Origin of the sequence: Acinetobacter pragensis, from assembly GCF_001605895.1 — a bacterium.
Classification (GTDB): domain Bacteria; phylum Pseudomonadota; class Gammaproteobacteria; order Pseudomonadales; family Moraxellaceae; genus Acinetobacter; species Acinetobacter pragensis.
On sequence record NZ_LUAW01000022.1, the window covers coordinates 51781 to 67545 of the forward strand.

A 15765-nucleotide genomic window follows, 5' to 3' on the forward strand; every position below is an offset into this window, starting at 1 on the left:
ATTCACAGGCTAAGTGTAAGATTTTATCGTTAAAAAGCGTATTTTGATAAGATTATTAAAAAAAGGCGATGTGACACGGCAGTCAACCAATCTCTAGGGATTTACTCTGGATTTATGGCAATATAAGCGTATGCTGCACCCATTGTTTTTTGCCTGACTTAGGGCTATCCCACATTTGATAGGTTGCTTATGAATGCCTTAACACAAGAACTGGTAGATTTGCTTAGTTTGGAAAAGCTGGAAGAAAATATTTTCCGCGGCCAAAGCCGCAATTTGGTTGGCAAGCGGGTTTTTGGCGGGCAGGTTCTAGGGCAGGCTTTGCGGGCTGCATCATATACAGCAGACCGTCCAGCGCATTCACTGCATGCCTATTTTTTATATGGCGGCGATATCCATGCCCCGATCATTTATGAAGTCGACCGCCTGCGTGACGGTAAAAGCTTTGTCAGCCGCCAAGTTCGCGCCATTCAGCATGGCCGGACTATTTTTACCGCGATGATTTCATTCGCAGGCGCGGAAGAAGGGCTGAATTATCAAATTTCAGAACCGGAGTTTCCTGCGCCGGAAACTTTGCAAAATGAAGCCGAGCTGAAAAAGCAAATCGTAGAATTTGTGCCGGAAAATGTCCGCGCCAGCTTTATGCGCGACCGCCATATCGAAATCCGCCCGATCAATCCAAGCAATCCGTATCAGCCGCAGCCGGAAGCGCCGACCTATGCGCATTATTTGCGCACGCATGATCAGATCGCGGCTGAGGTTGATGAAATATCGCTGCATCAGGCGATTGCCGCATTTTATTCAGACTTCACATTAATGACCACCGCATTGCGTCCGCACGGGCTGAGTTATTTATCGCCAAGCCTGCAATGCGCCAGCATTGACCATGCCATGTATTTTCATAAGCCCTTCCGCGTCGATGAGTGGATGCTGTATGACATGGATGCAACAGTCAGCGCCAATTCACGCGGTTTGAATTTTGGCCGCATGTGGCAAAATGGCGAATTGGTCTGCAGCACCACGCAGGAAGGCTTAATCCGTCTGCGTGAAATTGAAACGCAGTAAAGATCATGCAGACTCAAAAAGCCGGAAATGATTTCCGGTTTTTTTACGGCTGGTTTTAGCGCTCAAACAGCATTTAAATAGATGGATTTATGCTGAGCTTGTGACAAAAAAATTCTCGATTCTGCAGGTTCGGCATGGCATAGTGCCAGCAGGAAGATATCAATAAGCATATGCCATGAGCTTGAATACACAGATTTTAATAGCCGCGATATTGGGCGTGGCCTTTGGTTTTTTACTGAACCTGTTTCCGCAAACTCAATTTTTTGATGCCAGCCTATACGGTTTGGGCATCATCAGCAGCGTATTTATCGGCCTGCTGAAAATGCTGCTGATTCCCTTAATTTTCAGTTCTATTGTGGTGGGGGTATCTAACCTCCAGGCAGGCGGTCAGCTCAGCCGGGTATGGAAAATCACCTTGGCCTGCTGCGTCACCACCACTACTTTAGCGCTGATTCTGGGCTTGGCGTGCGCGCATATTTTCCAAGTGGGCAAGGGTGTGGATATTGTGATGTTTCAGGATGCGATGAATCAGCATCAGACCCCTGATACCTTAACGCCAGCATCCTTCTTTACCAACTTTATTCAAAATACCTTAATCAATCCGTTTAAAGCTTTTGCTGAAGGCAATGTTTTGGCTGTGGTGGTGTTTGCCTTATTCATTGGCGCGGCGCTGGTCAAAGGCGGAGATAAATTCCGCAGCGTGCGCAAGCTCAGCCAGCAGTTTTTCGACATCATGATGCTGATGATTGGCTGGGTAATGAAGCTGGCGCCCTTCGGTATTTTTGCGCTGCTGGCTAAATTGATTTCGACTGAAGATATTACGGTGCTAAGCCGCTTGGCTGAATTTGCGGCCGTAGTGACGGGAACGACTATTTTTCATGGCGCTGTGGTGCTGCCGCTGCTGCTGTGGATTTTTGGCAAAATGAGTCCGATGACGTTCTTTAAAGGCACGCGTGCAGCGCTCATTACGGCATTTGCAACCAGCTCAAGCTCTGCCACCATGCCGCTGTCAATGAAGTGCGCGCAGGAAAATTTGGGCGTGCGGCCGCAAACGGCAGGTTTTGTGATTCCGTTAGGCACGCAGCTGAATATGGATGGCACCGCTTTATATGAAGCGGCAGCGGCATTGTTTATTGCCAATTTAATGGGGCTGGATTTAAGTCTGGGCCAGCAGCTGATTGTCTGCGCGACCGCAATGATTGCATCACTGGGCGCGCCCGGCATTCCAAGCGCAGGTATGGTCACCATGATTATGGTGCTGCAGTCGGTGGGCTTGCCTGCCGAAGCCATTGCAATTTTGCTGCCGATCGACCGTTTGCTGGATACCGTGCGCACAGTAGTGAATGTGCAGGGCGATATGATGATCAGCGTGGTGGTGGACCGCCATACCAAAGATTTAGAACAGCCTGCAGTATCGAATTAAACGCAGTTTGAATTGAACTGAGGATTGCAGTTTCCCGCAGACATATCTACGCCTTGAAAATAGCCTTGCATAGCTGCCGTAAAAAATGGGCTGTGCAGGCACTTTTTGGGCGCCTACTTGAATCTGCTGCAGCATCTGATGGTTAGGCAGGGGGCAATGTGGCTCAGGGCATCTACGAGATACAAAAAAAGCAGGGCCAAACCCTGCTTTTAAATTTGGATATGCAGTGCCTTAAGCGACTTTCAGCACAGCGCGTTTGGCAGCGGGCGACTGGTCTAAATAAGCAATCGCATCTTCTGTTTTGGCTTCATGCACTGGATCGTACCAAGGCATGAGATAGCCGAGCTGTTGTGAAACCAGCCACAGCGGATGCGGCATCATGCGATTGTCTTTTTGCGCAATACGCGCCCATTCGCGCCAAATCCAAGGCTTATATACGGCTGGCTTAATCGATGCATACCGCGGGTCTTGCTTCATAATATGCGCTGCGCCATCCACCCAAAGGCCCAGTACGGCAGCAATCACAATGACGCTTTGATAGTAACGTGAGATATAGCCGCCGCCTAAGTGGCGATAAAGATCAAATGCGACAGTGCGATGCTCAATTTCTTCAGCGCCGTGCCATTTCACCAAATCCAGCATGTTTGGATCTGCGCCTAAGCGTTCCCATTCTTTGTTGTACAGGACATATTTACCCAGTACACAGGTCATGTGTTCAACCGTGGCAATAATCCCAAGGCGGAATAGATCCCATTGATGTTCTAAGGCCTTTGGTACTTTCAGGCCCATGGGCTGATCCGCCAGCATGGTGCCAAAAAGATAATCCATGACTTTCAGATTACGGCTGACATCGATATGCTGAAGGGTAAGATATTCTTTGTTGGCGGAGCTGTGGGCTTGAGCATGCATCGCTTCTTGGCGGATAAAGGCCCTGACGTCTTCAGCCAGTTTTTCATCGGTAATTTTAGGCAGGACTTTGTTATACAGGCGGCAGAACCAAAATTCACCCGCAGGAAGAATCATATTGATTTCATTGACGAAGTAACTGACAAAGGGCTGGTTCGGAATCCAGTCGACAGGCGTATCCTGCCATTCAAATTTCACTTTCCGGGGTTTAATGCTGTAGCGGATAGATGAGCCGATTTTTGTTTTTTTAAGGCGGGAGAGCAGGGTCATGAAAATATCCTTATTTTTTGCGCGCCGTGCATTGAGTGATTCAATTTTGGCGCTGCGTATCATGGGCCCAGTATGAAAAAAAAATCCCGTATTGTGATTAGCAATACAGGACATTTAATATCAAAACATGATGCTTTTTGTCAGACAAAACGCCGCTGAGGTTTATTTGCTGTCAGCCTCCGGCATCTGCTCTTCCTCTAAGGCTGCAGCATCTTCAAGCGCTTCATCGATAAATTCATCGTCCGTATCATGTTCGAACTCGTCATTATCCATCTCGCCGTCATCTGCTTCGGCATCAGGAATGCTGTCTAAGTCAAACGCTACAGACTGCTCCAATGTGAAGTTTAAGCGCCCGCCCATGACACTGGCCAATTCCTGTAGGCCTTCTTTATTCAGCGATGAGAACAGCTGAATCGAAAACTGCAGCTTCATTTTTTTCAGCTGCGCTTTCACTTCCTGCAGCGCTTTAGACGCTGGGCCGCGGTTCAGTTTATCTGATTTGGTCAGCAGCACATGCACGAACAGCTTCCGTGAATACGCCCATTCCAGCATCATGATATCAAAGTGCTGCAAGGGATGGCGGATATCCATCAGCAGAACAAGCCCTTGCAGGCTTTCACGGTGAATTAGGTAATTTTCCAGCTCTTTTTGCCAGACAATTTTCATGGCTTCGGGCACGGCGGCATAGCCATAGCCGGGCAAATCGACCAAGCGCTGGTCAGGGTTTCCCAGGCTGAAAAAGTTGATCATTTGGGTGCGGCCGGGTTTTTTCGATGCACGCGCCAGCTGCTTTTGGTTGGTCAGCGCATTAATAGCGCTGGACTTGCCGGCATTGGAGCGGCCAGCAAAAGCAATTTCATAGCCTGTATCTTCTACGCATAAATTCAGTTTAGGCGCACTCATTAAGAATTCAGCTCTGCGCAGCCAATTCAGAGCGCGTTCAGAGTATTCAGTAATGGCAGGATCAGCCTTTTTTTCATAGCTGATCTTTTGCTTAGGCGCATTTGCTGTCTTACTGTTTCTGGATTTTCCTCTGTGCTGATGCATAACTTAACTTCAATGACTGATTTACAAGCAGCTATTATAAAGGAAGTCGTTCGGTCAAGCGAACTTTGATCAATACTATGCAGAGGAGCAAGCAGAATTAAAGATTGATCATCTGAATTGGCGAGTGAGTGGTGTATTTTGATGACGGCGGAGTACTCAGCACATCAGCCAGCGTATATTGATCCAATGTTTGATAAAACTGTTCCATGGCTTGATCTAAAATGCCTTTCAGCCCGCAGTTGCTGCGCAGGACGCAAGGGGGTGTATTGCACTCGACAATTGGCGTTTCGCGCTGCAGGATCCGAACAATCTGGCCCAGCTGCAAGGTCAGGGCTTGCGGGTTGAGGCGAATGCCGCCGCCTTTGCCGCGAGAGGTGATCAGCCAGTCCTGTTTCGCCATGAAATGCACAATTTTCACCAAATGATTTTGCGAGACATTCAGGCTTTCTGCAATTTCCGCAATGGTATACGGCATCTCTTTGGGCTGAGCGATATACATCAAAACTCGTAATGCGTAATCGGTGAATTTATTCAGCTGCATGATAATACTGTAAATTTGGGGGAAATAAATTAGGGTTAGTCTAGCATACCTAAACTAACCCTCTGTCTATTTCAGGCTGACGCGCAAGTTAGTGCTTAACACCGCCTGTGCCGAAAGCCTCGCTGTGGATGTTCTCAGCTGGAATACCGCGGGCAACCAAGGCTTTGTGCTGTTCAGCCATAAATGGCATCGGGCCGCACAGGTAATAGTCTGCATTTGCCGGCAGTAAAGCGCTGTCAATTTTGCTGAGGTCTAGACGGCCTTCGATTTCGTAATCTTCACCTAATTTGTCGCTGGCATGCGGGAACTCATAGGCAGTCACTGTATTTAAGCGTGGATATTTTGCCTTCAAATCATGAACATGCTGCTTCATGGCATGAACCTGCTTGCTGCGGCAGGCATGAATGAACGTCACAGGCTGCAGCATATCTAAAGTGACCAGCTGATTCAGCATTGCAATCATTGGGGTCAGGCCTACGCCGCCGCTGATGAATACATTGCGCTTATTCGGGGCAATTAAGTAGAAATTTCCATTAGGTGCAGAAACTTCTATTTCAGAACCTTCCGCAAGGCTGTGCAAGGTATTGGATACCCAGCCTGCCGCCAAGCTGCCTTTTTCATCTTCGCGTTTTACCGAAATGCGCAAGTAGTCTGCCTGAGGGCTGGTAGAAAGGGTGTATTGGCGAGGCTGTCTTAAGCCAAGCTCCGGCACAAAAACACGCACTGAGATATATTGGCCCGCTTCGTATTTTGGTAAATCGCCGCCATCTGAAGGCGCTAAATAGAACGATGTAATTTCATCGCTTTCCACCACTTTTTTAGCAATTTTGAAATTGCGCCAGCCTAGCCAGCTGCCTTTGGTTTGCTCATGCTGCGCATAAATGGCTTTTTCTGTGCTGATGAATAAATCTGCCAGTTGGCCGTATGCAGCCGCCCATGCATCAATGAGCGGGTCTTCCATCGAAATGCTGAGCACTTCACTGATGGAGTGCAGAAGGTTTTCACCTACGGTATTGTAATCCGGCGCCTGAATGTTCAGGCTGACATGCTTGTGAGCGATCAGCTCCACTACAGGTAAAAGCACAGACGGGTCTTCAATATTTTCGGCATATGCCAATACTGCGCCAGCCAAGGCTTGTGCTTGCGCGCCGCTGCGCTGATGGCCCATATTGAAGGTTTCTTTCAAGTCTGGATTATTGCCCAGCATGCGGTTGTAGAAATAACCGGTCAGCGCGACACCATTTTCGCGAAGTACAGGAACAGTGGCTTTTACAAGGTCAATTTGCTGCGGAGTCATAGCTGATCTCTCATGGCTGTTATTTATAAGATGTATTTAAAATACATCTTATAAAATGTAAGCGCAATATCTAATGCAGTAAAAACCATAAAAAAATTATGGGATATAAAAATATCCCATAATTTAATGCTTTTTGATTGGCGCTTTAGATCATTTCTTGCCGAATAAGGAGCCCAGCAGCCCGCGGACAATTTTTTGTCCAGTGCTGCCGCCCAAACTGCGGGCAGCGCTTTTGGCAAAAGTACCCACGGTATCTTGAATCAGCTTTTCACGCTGCTTCGCTGAACGTTCGGCTTCTTTTTGCTGTTCACGCGCCAGCCGCTCCTGCTCGCGCGCTTGCTGTTTTTCTAAAGCCGCCTGATCTTTGGCCTGCTGTTTGGCCAATGCATCCTGTTCTTTAGCCTGCGCTTTTTCCTGCTCCGCCTGAACTGCTTGCTGCTGGCGATCTGCAATTTTGTTTTGCAGCAGTTCAAAGGCGCTTTCGCGGTCAAGCGTCTGTTCATAAATGCCGGCGACAATACTTTGCGCCATCAGCACTTTGCGCTCTTCAGGGCTGATCGGGCTAAAACAAGAGTAGGGCGGCATGACCCAGCCGCGCTCAACCATTTGCGGTGTGCCTTGTTCATCTAAGCAGCTGATCAGAGCTTCTCCGACGCCCAGCTCGGTAATGGCCTGATCGACTTTAAATTCAGGATTGGCCCGGAAAGTATCGGCCGCGGTTTTTACCGCTTTCTGATCCTTCGGCGTAAAGGCCCGCAGCGCATGCTGCACACGGTTGCCCAACTGCCCTAAAACGCTTTCTGGCAAGTCCAGCGGGTTTTGGGTAACAAAATAAATGCCGACGCCTTTCGAGCGGATCAGGCGCACAACCTGCTCAATTTTTTCCTGCAGTGCCGTACTGGCATTGTCAAACAGCAAATGCGCCTCATCAAAGAAGAAAACCAGTTTAGGCTTATCCATATCTCCGACTTCGGGCAGCTGCTCAAACAGTTCTGAGAGCATCCACAATAAGAAGGTTGCATACAGTTTTGGCGTGTTCATCAGCTTATCTGCAGCCAGCAGGTTGATGTTGCCTCGGCCTTGGTTATCCGTCTGAATAAAATCGAGAATATTCAGGCTGGGTTCGCCGAAGAAGTGATCACCGCCCTGATCCGCCAGCGCCAGCAGATTGCGCTGAATTGCACCAAGGCTGGCAGGGGAGAGGTTGCCATATTCTGCTTTAAATTCGGCGGCATGCTCGCTGACATAGCTGATCATGGCTTTGAGGTCTTTAAAGTCAATCAGCAGCAGGCCTTGATCATCTGCAATACGGAAAACAGCCGAGAGCACGCCTTCCTGCGTATCATTTAAATTCAGCATTTGCGCCAGCAGCAAAGGGCCGATTTCTGACACGGTGGTACGGATCGGATGGCCTTGAACCCCGAATAAATCCCAAAACACCACCGGGGACGCGGCAAAGGGAATGGATTCAATATTCAGGCTTTTGATGCGTTCATCAAATTTGGCATTGCTTTCGCCGGCTTTGGCGAGGCTGGATACATCGCCTTTGGCATCGGCTAAAAAGACAGGAACACCAATTCTGGAAAAGCTTTCCGCCAATACTTTTAAGGTGACGGTTTTACCCGTACCGGTTGCGCCCGCAATTAAGCCGTGGCGGTTGGCGAATTCTGAATGCAGCACGATAGCTTGCTGTGTATCGGCTGTTTTTTTGGCGATGACGAGTGGTGTTCCCATAAACTGTCCTATTTAAAATTATTCGATGTGCAGTGTTTTCAATTGTTTTAACGCATTTTCTATATCTTGAATTAAATCTTGCGGATGTTCCAGTCCTATGCAAAAACGGACCAATAAACCTTGTTGTAAATGTGTATGTTCCAGCGCGCGCATATCTTTTATGTTGTACAGCATGACTAAGCTGACAGGGCCGCCCCAGCTGAATCCTAGTTTAAATAAAGACAATGCATCGCAGAAATTACGGATGTCCTGCAAAGTGTATTCCGGCTTGAAAATGACGCTGATCAGCCCGGCGCTTTGACTTGTGGTGCAGATTTCTTTCCAGTGGGCATGACCTGCGGAAGACTCAACTGCAGGATGCAGCACCTGTGCAAACTCAGGCTGCTGCTTGAGCCAGTGCATTAACGTCATTGCGCTTTGTGATTGATGTTCATAGCGGATCTGCATAGACCCTAAACTGCGCTGGATTTGCGCGGCATCATCGCCGGAGATGGAAATCCCTTGAAGGGCATGCATGCGGAACAGCTGATGATGCAGTTTTTCATCACGGGTCACGACCGAGCCCATTAAGATATCACCGCCGCCGCTTGGGTATTTAGTTAAGGCGTGAACGCTGATATCTACGCTTAAATGCGCTTCGCCAAAATCAAAGGCATTGAAGGCAAGCCCAGCACCCCAGGTATTGTCCAGCGCTGTTAAAATATTGTGCGCTTGGGCTTTTTTCACCAGCTGAATGAGATCCGGAAACTCTAAAGTCACCGAACCGGCGGCTTCCAGCCAGATCAGCTTGGCCTGATCGGTAGGCTGAAACGTCGCGGCATCGATTGGATTGTAGACTTTGACCTGAATGCCGTAGCGCTGCTGCAAATTGCGCAGATGTTCCATGTTCGGACCATAAATATTGTCTGCGACCCAAACTTCATCGCCTTGCGCTAAAAAGCATGAATTGACCAAATTAATCGCGGAGAGGCCGCTGGGCGCCAGCAGGCAGAATTCGCCGCCTTCAATCTGCGCAATATTATCCGCTAATGTGAAGGTGGTCGGCGTGCCATGGGTGCCGTAACTGTAATCGTAGCGGTCAGTCCAATGGCGATTAAATAGGGCATCGGTGCTGTCAAAAATTATTGTGGATGCACGAAATAAGGGAGGCTGTACTGTTGATACGTATTGCGGGGCTTTTCTTGGTGCATGGATTAAGGCGGTTTGAGGATTTTTTTTCACAGCACAGCTCTAAAATAGGGTTGGATTCATCTCAAGCTTAAGAGATCGGCCTCATTTTCGCTACCGAATGTTTGAATAGGTTAAAAATGGTTGAACCCGCGCAAAGTTGGCTTCATTTTTGCAAAAGTATCTATATCGCTGCAATAATAGGTAGGGTGCATGAAGCCGCATTTAAAAGTACATTATTTTCAGCATATTGCTGGTGAAGGGTTTGGAAGCTGCTATGCGTATTTAAAAGACATGAACGCGCAAATTACCGCCACAGAATTTTTTGCATTGCCTGTAGATTTGGCGCTTGATATAGAAGCTTTGCCGCATGTGGAGGATGTTGATTTGCTGATCATCATGGGAGGAACCATGAGCGTAAATGATGAGGCAAACTATCCTTGGCTGAAAATTGAAAAACGTTGGATCAGGCGTTATTTATCGTTAGGCAAACCGGCAGTCGGCCTGTGTTTAGGGGGGCAGCTGATCGCCAATGCGCTTGGCGCTGCGGTCAGTAAAAATGTAGCCCAAGAGCTGGGGTGGACAACGGTGCGTAAAATTAATTTTGTGCCAGAAGGATGTTTCCAGCTGCCGGAACAATTCAGTGTCATGCAGTGGCATTCTGAAACCTTCGAAATTCCGAAAGGCGCCGTGCATCTGGCCGAAAATGAAGTGTGCCGCAATCAAATGTACCAAATTGGCAAAAATGTGCTGGGCTTCCAATTTCACCCGGAAATTACCCCTGAAACCTTGGCGCTATTTTTAGAAGATGAGGAGGAGCTGGCGCTGTTTAACGGCGGCAGCGTGCAGAGCGGAACTGAATTGAAAAAATCATCAAAAGATAAATTTATTCAAGGAAATCAGTTATTAAATAAAGCAATTGAGTATGTTTTAGCAAAAACGGTTTATTGATTGAAATATAAGCAATTGATCTGCTGTAAAATTTTTTAAATATAGGAAAAACAGGAAAAGACATTTGCTTATGCAATAAACAATGGCTATAATGAGCGACCCTTTAATGAAAGGGGGTTGGTTGCGAATAAAGCAGTCAGCATCGTGACAGTCGCGGCATCGATCGTGACCTTAGTGATATTTCACTGCCTTTGACACTTGCCTTAATTTTAGTGGGGTGAGATGCGTCAAGGGTGATTCTTTATATATTTGGCTTGGAGTTAACTGGTATGTCTAACCAGAGAATTCGTATCCGTCTTAAGTCTTTTGATCACCGTTTAATTGATCAATCTTCTCAAGAGATCGTAGAAACAGCAAAACGTACTGGCGCGCAAGTTTGCGGTCCTATTCCGATGCCTACACGCATCGAACGTTTTAACGTTCTAACATCACCACACGTTAACAAAGATGCGCGTGACCAATATGAGATCCGCACTTACAAACGTTTGATCGACATCGTTCAACCTACAGATAAAACTGTTGATGCATTGATGAAGTTGGATCTTGCAGCTGGTGTTGATGTTCAGATCGCATTGGGTTAAGGCTTTCGGTTAATTAACACTCTAGGTTAATTAAGCCGCTTTTTTAGAGGTTTATGCACATGGCTATTGGTTTAGTCGGTCGCAAGTGCGGTATGACACGTATCTTTACAGATGCTGGTGTTTCTGTGCCTGTAACAGTGATTGAGGTTGATCCTAACCGCATCACTCAAATCAAAACGCTTGAAACTGATGGTTATCAAGCGATTCAAATCACTACTGGTGAACGTCGCGAATCTCGCGTAACTAACGCTCAAAAAGGCCACTTTGCGAAAGCTGGTGTTGCTGCAGGCCGTTTAGTTCAAGAATTCCGCGTTGCAGAAGCTGATCTTGAAGGTCGTGAAGTTGGCGCTTCGATTGGTGTTGACTTGTTTACAGTCGGTCAAATTGTTGACGTAACTGGTCAGTCTAAAGGTAAGGGTTTCCAAGGCGGCGTTAAGCGCTGGAACTTCCGTACTCAAGATGCTACTCACGGTAACTCGCTTTCACACCGTGTTCTAGGTTCTACTGGTCAAAACCAGACTCCTGGCCGCGTGTTCAAAGGCAAAAAAATGGCTGGCCATTTAGGTGCTGAGCGTGTAACTGTTCAAGGTCTTGAAATTGTATCTATCGACGCAGAACGTTCAGTTCTAGTTGTTAAAGGTGCGATTCCTGGTGCTACTGGCGGCGACGTAACTGTTCGTCCTACGATCAAGGCCTGAGGGGAAATAACGTGAATTTAAATACTGTTTCCGGCTCTGCTGTTGAATTGTCTGAAGTTGCTTTTGGGCGTGAGTTTAACGAAGCTCTTGTACATCAGGTTGTTACAGCTTATTTAGCTGGCGGCCGTCAAGGTTCTAAAGCTCAAAAGTCTCGTGGCGACGTATCTGGCGGCGGCAAAAAGCCTTTCCGTCAAAAAGGTACTGGCCGCGCGCGTGCCGGTTCTATCCGTAGCCCAATCTGGGTTGGCGGCGGTAAAACTTTTGCTGCTCGTCCACAGGACTGGTCTCAAAAAGTAAACCGTAAAATGTACCGCGGTGCTATGCAATGCATCCTGGCTGAACTTGTTCGTCAAGACCGCCTTGTTTTAGTTGAAGAGTTTGCTGTTGCAGCTCCAAAAACTAAAGATTTGCTTGCAAAACTTAACGACTTGAATGCAACTCGCGCATTAATCGTTACAGATGCTGTTGATGAGAACTTGTATCTTGCTGCGCGCAACATTCCACACGTTGATGTGGTTGATGCTGCTGCAATCGATCCAGTTAGCTTGATTGCGTTTGACAAAGTTGTTATGTCTGTAGCTGCTGCTAAGAAAATTGAGGTAGAACTCGGATGAACAACGAACGTATCTATCAAGTCCTGCAAGGGCCTGTATTCTCAGAAAAAGCACAAGTTTTAGGTGAAACTGCTGGTGTTCAAGTTTTTAAAGTTGCACTTGATGCGAACAAACTTGAAATCAAAAAAGCAGTTGAGCAGCTGTTTGGTGTTCAGGTTGTTAAAGTTAACACCACGATCACTAAAGGTAAGACTAAGCGCTTTGGTAAAACATTGGGACGTCGTTCTGATGTTAAAAAAGCATACGTCACCCTGAAAGCTGGCCAAGATGTTGAAATGGCTGACTTGGGCGATACCGCTGACAACACAGCGGAATAAGGACGAAAATTATGCCAATTCAAAAATGTAAGCCAACGTCTCCAGGACGTCGCTTTGTAGAGAAAGTGGTTCATGATCACCTTCACAAAGGCGCACCGTACTCTCCGTTGGTTGAAGCTAAAAAACGTACTGGCGGCCGTAACAACAACGGTCACATTACGACTCGTCACGTTGGTGGTGGTCATAAGCAACACTACCGTCTTGTCGACTTCAAACGTAACAAAGACGGCATCCCTGCTGTAGTTGAGCGTATTGAATACGATCCTAACCGTACTGCACACATTGCTTTAGTATTGTATGCTGACGGCGAACGTCGTTATATCATTGCACCTAAAGGCCTTCGCGCTGGTGATTCAGTTCAGTCTGGTAACGATGCTCCAATTCGTCCAGGTAACTGCTTGCCGCTTCGCAACATGCCAATCGGTTCTACTCTTCACAACATCGAGCTTAAAATCGGCAAAGGCGCACAATTAGTACGTTCTGCTGGTACATCTGCTCAGTTGTTGGGTCGTGACGGTTCTTACGCGATTATTCGTCTGCGTTCAGGCGAAATGCGTAAAGTTCACGTTGAATGCCGTGCAGTTCTTGGTGAAGTTTCTAACCAAGAAAGCAACCTTCGCTCACTAGGTAAAGCTGGTGCAGCTCGCTGGCGTGGCGTTCGTCCTACCGTACGTGGTATGGCGATGAACCCAGTTGACCATCCACATGGTGGTGGTGAAGGGCGTAATAAAGGTATTCAACCTGTAAGCCCATGGGGTCAAAAAGCTAAAGGGTACAAAACACGTACCAACAAGCGTACGACTAAGATGATCATTCGCGACCGTCGCGTTAAGTAACAAGTAAAGGAATCTGACAATGCCTCGTTCTCTGAAAAAAGGCCCATTCGTCGATGCGCACTTGTTCGCTAAGGTTGAAGCGGCTATCGCGGCTAATAACCGTAAGCCGATCAAAACTTGGTCGCGTCGTTCGATGATCCTCCCGGATTTTGTTGGTTTAACAATTTCTGTCCATAATGGCCGTAACCATGTTCCAGTGATCGTATCTGAACACATGGTTGGTCATAAACTCGGTGAATTCGCGCCAACTCGTACCTATCGTGGTCACGGTGTTGACAAGAAATCTAAACGTTAAGGTGCTATGATGGAAGTTACTGCTAAATTACGCGGTGCCGCTATCTCGGCACAAAAAGCACGTTTGGTTGTGGATTTAATTCGCGGCAAATCTGTTGCGCATGCTTTGAATATCTTAACCTTCAGCAATAAAAAAGCTGCGGTTTTAGTTAAAAAAGCTTTGGAATCTGCAATTGCAAACGCTGAACATAATAACAGTTTAGATGTAGACGACCTTAAAGTTGCTGCGATTTACGTTGATGAAGGCACTAGCCTTAAACGTATTATGCCACGTGCTAAAGGCCGTGCAGATCGTATCACTAAACGTACTTGTCACATCACCGTTAAGGTAGGGGTTTGATATGGGTCAGAAGGTTCATCCAATCGGTATCCGCCTAGGTGTTGTGAAACGTCATAACGCTAACTGGTATGCGAATCCGAAACAATACGCTGAATACTTGCTTAAAGATTTGCAAGTTCGTGAGTTTTTGCTTAAAAAACTTAAGAACGCAATGGTAAGCAATATTCTTATCGAACGTCCTACAGGCGCTGCTAAAATTACAATTAGCACTGCTCGTCCAGGTATCGTTATCGGTAAAAAAGGCGAAGATATTGAGAAATTACAACGCGAATTGACATCTATTATGGGTGTTCCTGCGCAAGTAAGCATCAACGAAATTGATCGCCCGGATTTAGATGCACGTTTAGTTGCTGAAGCAATTGCTTCTCAATTAGAAAAACGCGTTATGTTCCGCCGCGCTATGAAGCGTGCGGTTCAAAACTCTATGCGTGCTGGCGCTAAAGGTATCAAAGTAGAAGTTTCAGGTCGTTTAGGCGGTGCTGAGATTGCTCGTACAGAATGGTATCGTGAAGGCCGTGTGCCTTTGCATACACTTCGTGCTGACATTGATTACTCTTCAGTGCGTGCTGAGACTACTTACGGTACGATCGGCGTTAAAGTATGGGTATTCCGCGGCGAGATCCTAGGTGGCATGAAACAAGTCATGAACCCTGCTCCTGCTGAAGAACGTCCAGCTAAGCGCGGTCGCGGTCGTGGTGAAGGTCAAGAGCGTCGTGGTCGTCGCAATGATCGTTCTGCTGAAAAAGGAGAATAATCCATGTTGCAACCTAAACGTACTAAATTCCGTAAAGTGCAAAAAGGCCGTAACACTGGTCTAGCACATCGCGGTAGCACAGTATCTTTTGGTACTATTGCACTTAAATCAATTGAACGTGGTCAAATGACTGCGCGTCAAATTGAAGCAGCGCGTCGTACAATCAGCCGTCGTATTAAACGTGGTGGTAAGATCTTTATCCGTGTTTTCCCTGACAAGCCAATTACTGAAAAACCATTAGAAGTTCGTATGGGTAAAGGTAAAGGTTCTGTGGAATACTGGGTTTGCCAAATCAAACCAGGTAAAGTCTTGTACGAAATTGATGGTGTTAACGAAGAATTGGCTCGCGAAGCGTTTACGCTTGCAGCTGCTAAACTTCCGTTTAAAACCACTATCGTGACTCGGACGGTAATGTAATGAAAACTAATGATCTACGTGAAAAGTCGGTAGAAGAGTTGACAGCTTTGCTTGATGAGCAACAGCTAAACCAATTCCGTCTTCGTATGGCTAAAGCAACTGGTCAATTGGGTAAATCGCACGAAGTTGCGCTTACTCGTAAGACAATTGCTCGTATTAAGACCCTCCTTACCGAAAAACAGGGGAACGGACAATGAGTGAAAATACAGTCCGCACGTTAACCGGCAAAGTAGTAAGCGACAAAATGGACAAGTCTATTGTTGTTCTTATTGAACGCCGCGTTCAACACCCGTTGTATGGCAAATCAATCCGCCGTTCAACTAAATTACACGCTCATGATGAGAACAACACAGCTAAAACTGGCGATGTTGTGACTATCAAAGAAAGCCGCCCAATTTCTAAAACTAAGTCTTGGACTTTGGTTGAAGTTGTTGAAGCAGCTGCTGAGTAATTAAACGTTCTTGCATCATCGGTCAATTTCGAGTACTCTTTGAGCCTTTCGAAATTGCGACCGGT

Annotated in this window: 19 protein-coding genes and 1 pseudogene; 14 read left to right on the forward strand and 6 right to left on the reverse strand. The window is 47.0% G+C overall.

What is annotated here, in order from left to right; all coding sequences use genetic code 11:
* Positions 1-189: 189 nt before the first annotated feature.
* Both AZH43_RS10140 and AZH43_RS10145 read left to right on the forward strand, forming a co-directional pair.
* Positions 190-1062 carry an acyl-CoA thioesterase gene (locus AZH43_RS10140; RefSeq protein ID WP_067669304.1) on the forward strand — a complete coding sequence of 291 codons (873 nt, stop codon included), beginning with the start codon at positions 190-192 and terminating at the stop codon, positions 1060-1062.
* A 175-nt stretch (positions 1063-1237) separates the two neighbouring features.
* Entirely contained in the window at positions 1238-2485 is a 1248-nt protein-coding gene (locus AZH43_RS10145) for a dicarboxylate/amino acid:cation symporter (protein WP_067669306.1), read from the forward strand.
* Between the two features lie 231 nt (positions 2486-2716).
* Here the strand turns inward: AZH43_RS10145 and AZH43_RS10150 are convergent, their stop codons facing one another.
* From AZH43_RS10150 to AZH43_RS10175, 6 genes are all read right to left on the reverse strand, one after another.
* Positions 2717-3661, reverse strand: coding sequence for a metal-dependent hydrolase (locus AZH43_RS10150; RefSeq protein WP_067669388.1), 945 nt, complete (start codon positions 3659-3661; stop codon positions 2717-2719).
* 162 nt (positions 3662-3823) lie between these two features.
* Positions 3824-4708, reverse strand: coding sequence for a ribosome biogenesis GTP-binding protein YihA/YsxC (gene yihA, locus AZH43_RS10155; protein WP_067669308.1), 885 nt, complete (start codon positions 4706-4708; stop codon positions 3824-3826).
* Positions 4709-4805: 97 nt separating this feature from the next.
* Positions 4806-5249, reverse strand: a complete 444-nt coding sequence (locus AZH43_RS10160; RefSeq protein ID WP_067669310.1) for an RrF2 family transcriptional regulator — start codon at positions 5247-5249, stop codon at positions 4806-4808.
* A gap of 88 nt (positions 5250-5337) precedes the next feature.
* The gene (gene hmpA / locus AZH43_RS10165; RefSeq protein ID WP_067669312.1) at positions 5338-6546 is read right to left on the reverse strand and encodes an NO-inducible flavohemoprotein; all 1209 of its coding nucleotides are present in this window, start codon (positions 6544-6546) and stop codon (positions 5338-5340) included.
* A gap of 150 nt (positions 6547-6696) precedes the next feature.
* Positions 6697-8280 (reverse strand): helicase HerA-like domain-containing protein, encoded by a 1584-nt coding sequence (locus AZH43_RS10170; RefSeq protein WP_067669314.1) that lies wholly within the window; start codon positions 8278-8280, stop codon positions 6697-6699.
* An 18-nt stretch (positions 8281-8298) separates the two neighbouring features.
* A complete protein-coding gene (locus tag AZH43_RS10175; protein WP_067669316.1) occupies positions 8299-9501 on the reverse strand; it encodes a PLP-dependent transferase in 1203 nt (400 codons plus the stop codon).
* A 159-nt stretch (positions 9502-9660) separates the two neighbouring features.
* On the opposite strand from AZH43_RS10175, the gene AZH43_RS10180 reads away from it, so the two are divergent.
* From AZH43_RS10180 to rpsQ, 12 genes and pseudogenes are all read left to right on the forward strand, one after another.
* Entirely contained in the window at positions 9661-10398 is a 738-nt protein-coding gene (locus AZH43_RS10180; RefSeq protein WP_067669318.1) for a type 1 glutamine amidotransferase, read from the forward strand.
* 269 nt (positions 10399-10667) lie between these two features.
* Positions 10668-10979, forward strand: a complete 312-nt coding sequence (gene rpsJ / locus AZH43_RS10185; protein WP_004725677.1) for a 30S ribosomal protein S10 — start codon at positions 10668-10670, stop codon at positions 10977-10979.
* Between the two features lie 59 nt (positions 10980-11038).
* A complete protein-coding gene (gene rplC, locus AZH43_RS10190; RefSeq protein ID WP_067669320.1) occupies positions 11039-11677 on the forward strand; it encodes a 50S ribosomal protein L3 in 639 nt (212 codons plus the stop codon).
* An 11-nt stretch (positions 11678-11688) separates the two neighbouring features.
* Complete coding sequence (gene rplD / locus AZH43_RS10195; RefSeq protein WP_067669322.1) at positions 11689-12291, forward strand: 50S ribosomal protein L4; 603 nt, start codon at positions 11689-11691, stop codon at positions 12289-12291.
* The gene (rplW, locus tag AZH43_RS10200) at positions 12288-12608 is read left to right on the forward strand and encodes a 50S ribosomal protein L23 (protein WP_067669324.1); all 321 of its coding nucleotides are present in this window, start codon (positions 12288-12290) and stop codon (positions 12606-12608) included. The genes rplD and rplW overlap by 4 nt, the downstream gene beginning before the upstream one ends.
* Positions 12609-12619: 11 nt before the next feature.
* On the forward strand, positions 12620-13444 hold the full coding sequence (gene rplB / locus AZH43_RS10205; protein ID WP_067669325.1) for a 50S ribosomal protein L2: 825 nt from the start codon (positions 12620-12622) through the stop codon (positions 13442-13444).
* A 19-nt stretch (positions 13445-13463) separates the two neighbouring features.
* Positions 13464-13739 carry a 30S ribosomal protein S19 gene (rpsS, locus tag AZH43_RS10210; RefSeq protein ID WP_004281508.1) on the forward strand — a complete coding sequence of 92 codons (276 nt, stop codon included), beginning with the start codon at positions 13464-13466 and terminating at the stop codon, positions 13737-13739.
* A 9-nt stretch (positions 13740-13748) separates the two neighbouring features.
* Positions 13749-14078 carry a 50S ribosomal protein L22 gene (gene rplV, locus AZH43_RS10215; RefSeq protein WP_067669327.1) on the forward strand — a complete coding sequence of 110 codons (330 nt, stop codon included), beginning with the start codon at positions 13749-13751 and terminating at the stop codon, positions 14076-14078.
* Position 14079: 1 nt separating this feature from the next.
* Positions 14080-14896 (forward strand): annotated as a pseudogene (gene rpsC / locus AZH43_RS10220) (30S ribosomal protein S3).
* Positions 14836-15249, forward strand: a complete 414-nt coding sequence (gene rplP, locus AZH43_RS10225; protein ID WP_067669331.1) for a 50S ribosomal protein L16 — start codon at positions 14836-14838, stop codon at positions 15247-15249. Before rpsC ends, rplP begins: the two are co-directional and overlap by 61 nt.
* On the forward strand, positions 15249-15446 hold the full coding sequence (gene rpmC / locus AZH43_RS10230; RefSeq protein WP_005012982.1) for a 50S ribosomal protein L29: 198 nt from the start codon (positions 15249-15251) through the stop codon (positions 15444-15446). The genes rplP and rpmC overlap by 1 nt, the downstream gene beginning before the upstream one ends.
* Positions 15443-15700, forward strand: a complete 258-nt coding sequence (gene rpsQ / locus AZH43_RS10235) for a 30S ribosomal protein S17 (RefSeq protein WP_067669332.1) — start codon at positions 15443-15445, stop codon at positions 15698-15700. The genes rpmC and rpsQ overlap by 4 nt, the downstream gene beginning before the upstream one ends.
* Positions 15701-15765 lie beyond the last annotated feature (65 nt).

Excerpts from the sequence above, each read along its gene's own strand:
- rplB (WP_067669325.1), top strand. The coding sequence starts at position 12,620 with ATGCCAATTCAAAAATGTAAGCCAACGTCTCCAGGACGTCGCTTTGTA.
- AZH43_RS10180 (WP_067669318.1), top strand. The coding sequence starts at position 9,661 with ATGAAGCCGCATTTAAAAGTACATTATTTTCAGCATATTGCTGGTGAA.
- rplV (WP_067669327.1), top strand. The coding sequence starts at position 13,749 with ATGGAAGTTACTGCTAAATTACGCGGTGCCGCTATCTCGGCACAAAAA.
- rplP (WP_067669331.1), top strand. The coding sequence starts at position 14,836 with ATGTTGCAACCTAAACGTACTAAATTCCGTAAAGTGCAAAAAGGCCGT.
- yihA (WP_067669308.1), bottom strand. The coding sequence starts at position 4,708 with ATGCATCAGCACAGAGGAAAATCCAGAAACAGTAAGACAGCAAATGCG.
- rplC (WP_067669320.1), top strand. The coding sequence starts at position 11,039 with ATGGCTATTGGTTTAGTCGGTCGCAAGTGCGGTATGACACGTATCTTT.
- hmpA (WP_067669312.1), bottom strand. The coding sequence starts at position 6,546 with ATGACTCCGCAGCAAATTGACCTTGTAAAAGCCACTGTTCCTGTACTT.
- rpsS (WP_004281508.1), top strand. The coding sequence starts at position 13,464 with ATGCCTCGTTCTCTGAAAAAAGGCCCATTCGTCGATGCGCACTTGTTC.
- AZH43_RS10150 (WP_067669388.1), bottom strand. The coding sequence starts at position 3,661 with ATGACCCTGCTCTCCCGCCTTAAAAAAACAAAAATCGGCTCATCTATC.
- AZH43_RS10170 (WP_067669314.1), bottom strand. The coding sequence starts at position 8,280 with ATGGGAACACCACTCGTCATCGCCAAAAAAACAGCCGATACACAGCAA.
- AZH43_RS10140 (WP_067669304.1), top strand. The coding sequence starts at position 190 with ATGAATGCCTTAACACAAGAACTGGTAGATTTGCTTAGTTTGGAAAAG.
- rpsJ (WP_004725677.1), top strand. The coding sequence starts at position 10,668 with ATGTCTAACCAGAGAATTCGTATCCGTCTTAAGTCTTTTGATCACCGT.
- rpmC (WP_005012982.1), top strand. The coding sequence starts at position 15,249 with ATGAAAACTAATGATCTACGTGAAAAGTCGGTAGAAGAGTTGACAGCT.
- AZH43_RS10160 (WP_067669310.1), bottom strand. The coding sequence starts at position 5,249 with ATGCAGCTGAATAAATTCACCGATTACGCATTACGAGTTTTGATGTAT.
- rplW (WP_067669324.1), top strand. The coding sequence starts at position 12,288 with ATGAACAACGAACGTATCTATCAAGTCCTGCAAGGGCCTGTATTCTCA.
- rpsQ (WP_067669332.1), top strand. The coding sequence starts at position 15,443 with ATGAGTGAAAATACAGTCCGCACGTTAACCGGCAAAGTAGTAAGCGAC.
- AZH43_RS10145 (WP_067669306.1), top strand. The coding sequence starts at position 1,238 with ATGAGCTTGAATACACAGATTTTAATAGCCGCGATATTGGGCGTGGCC.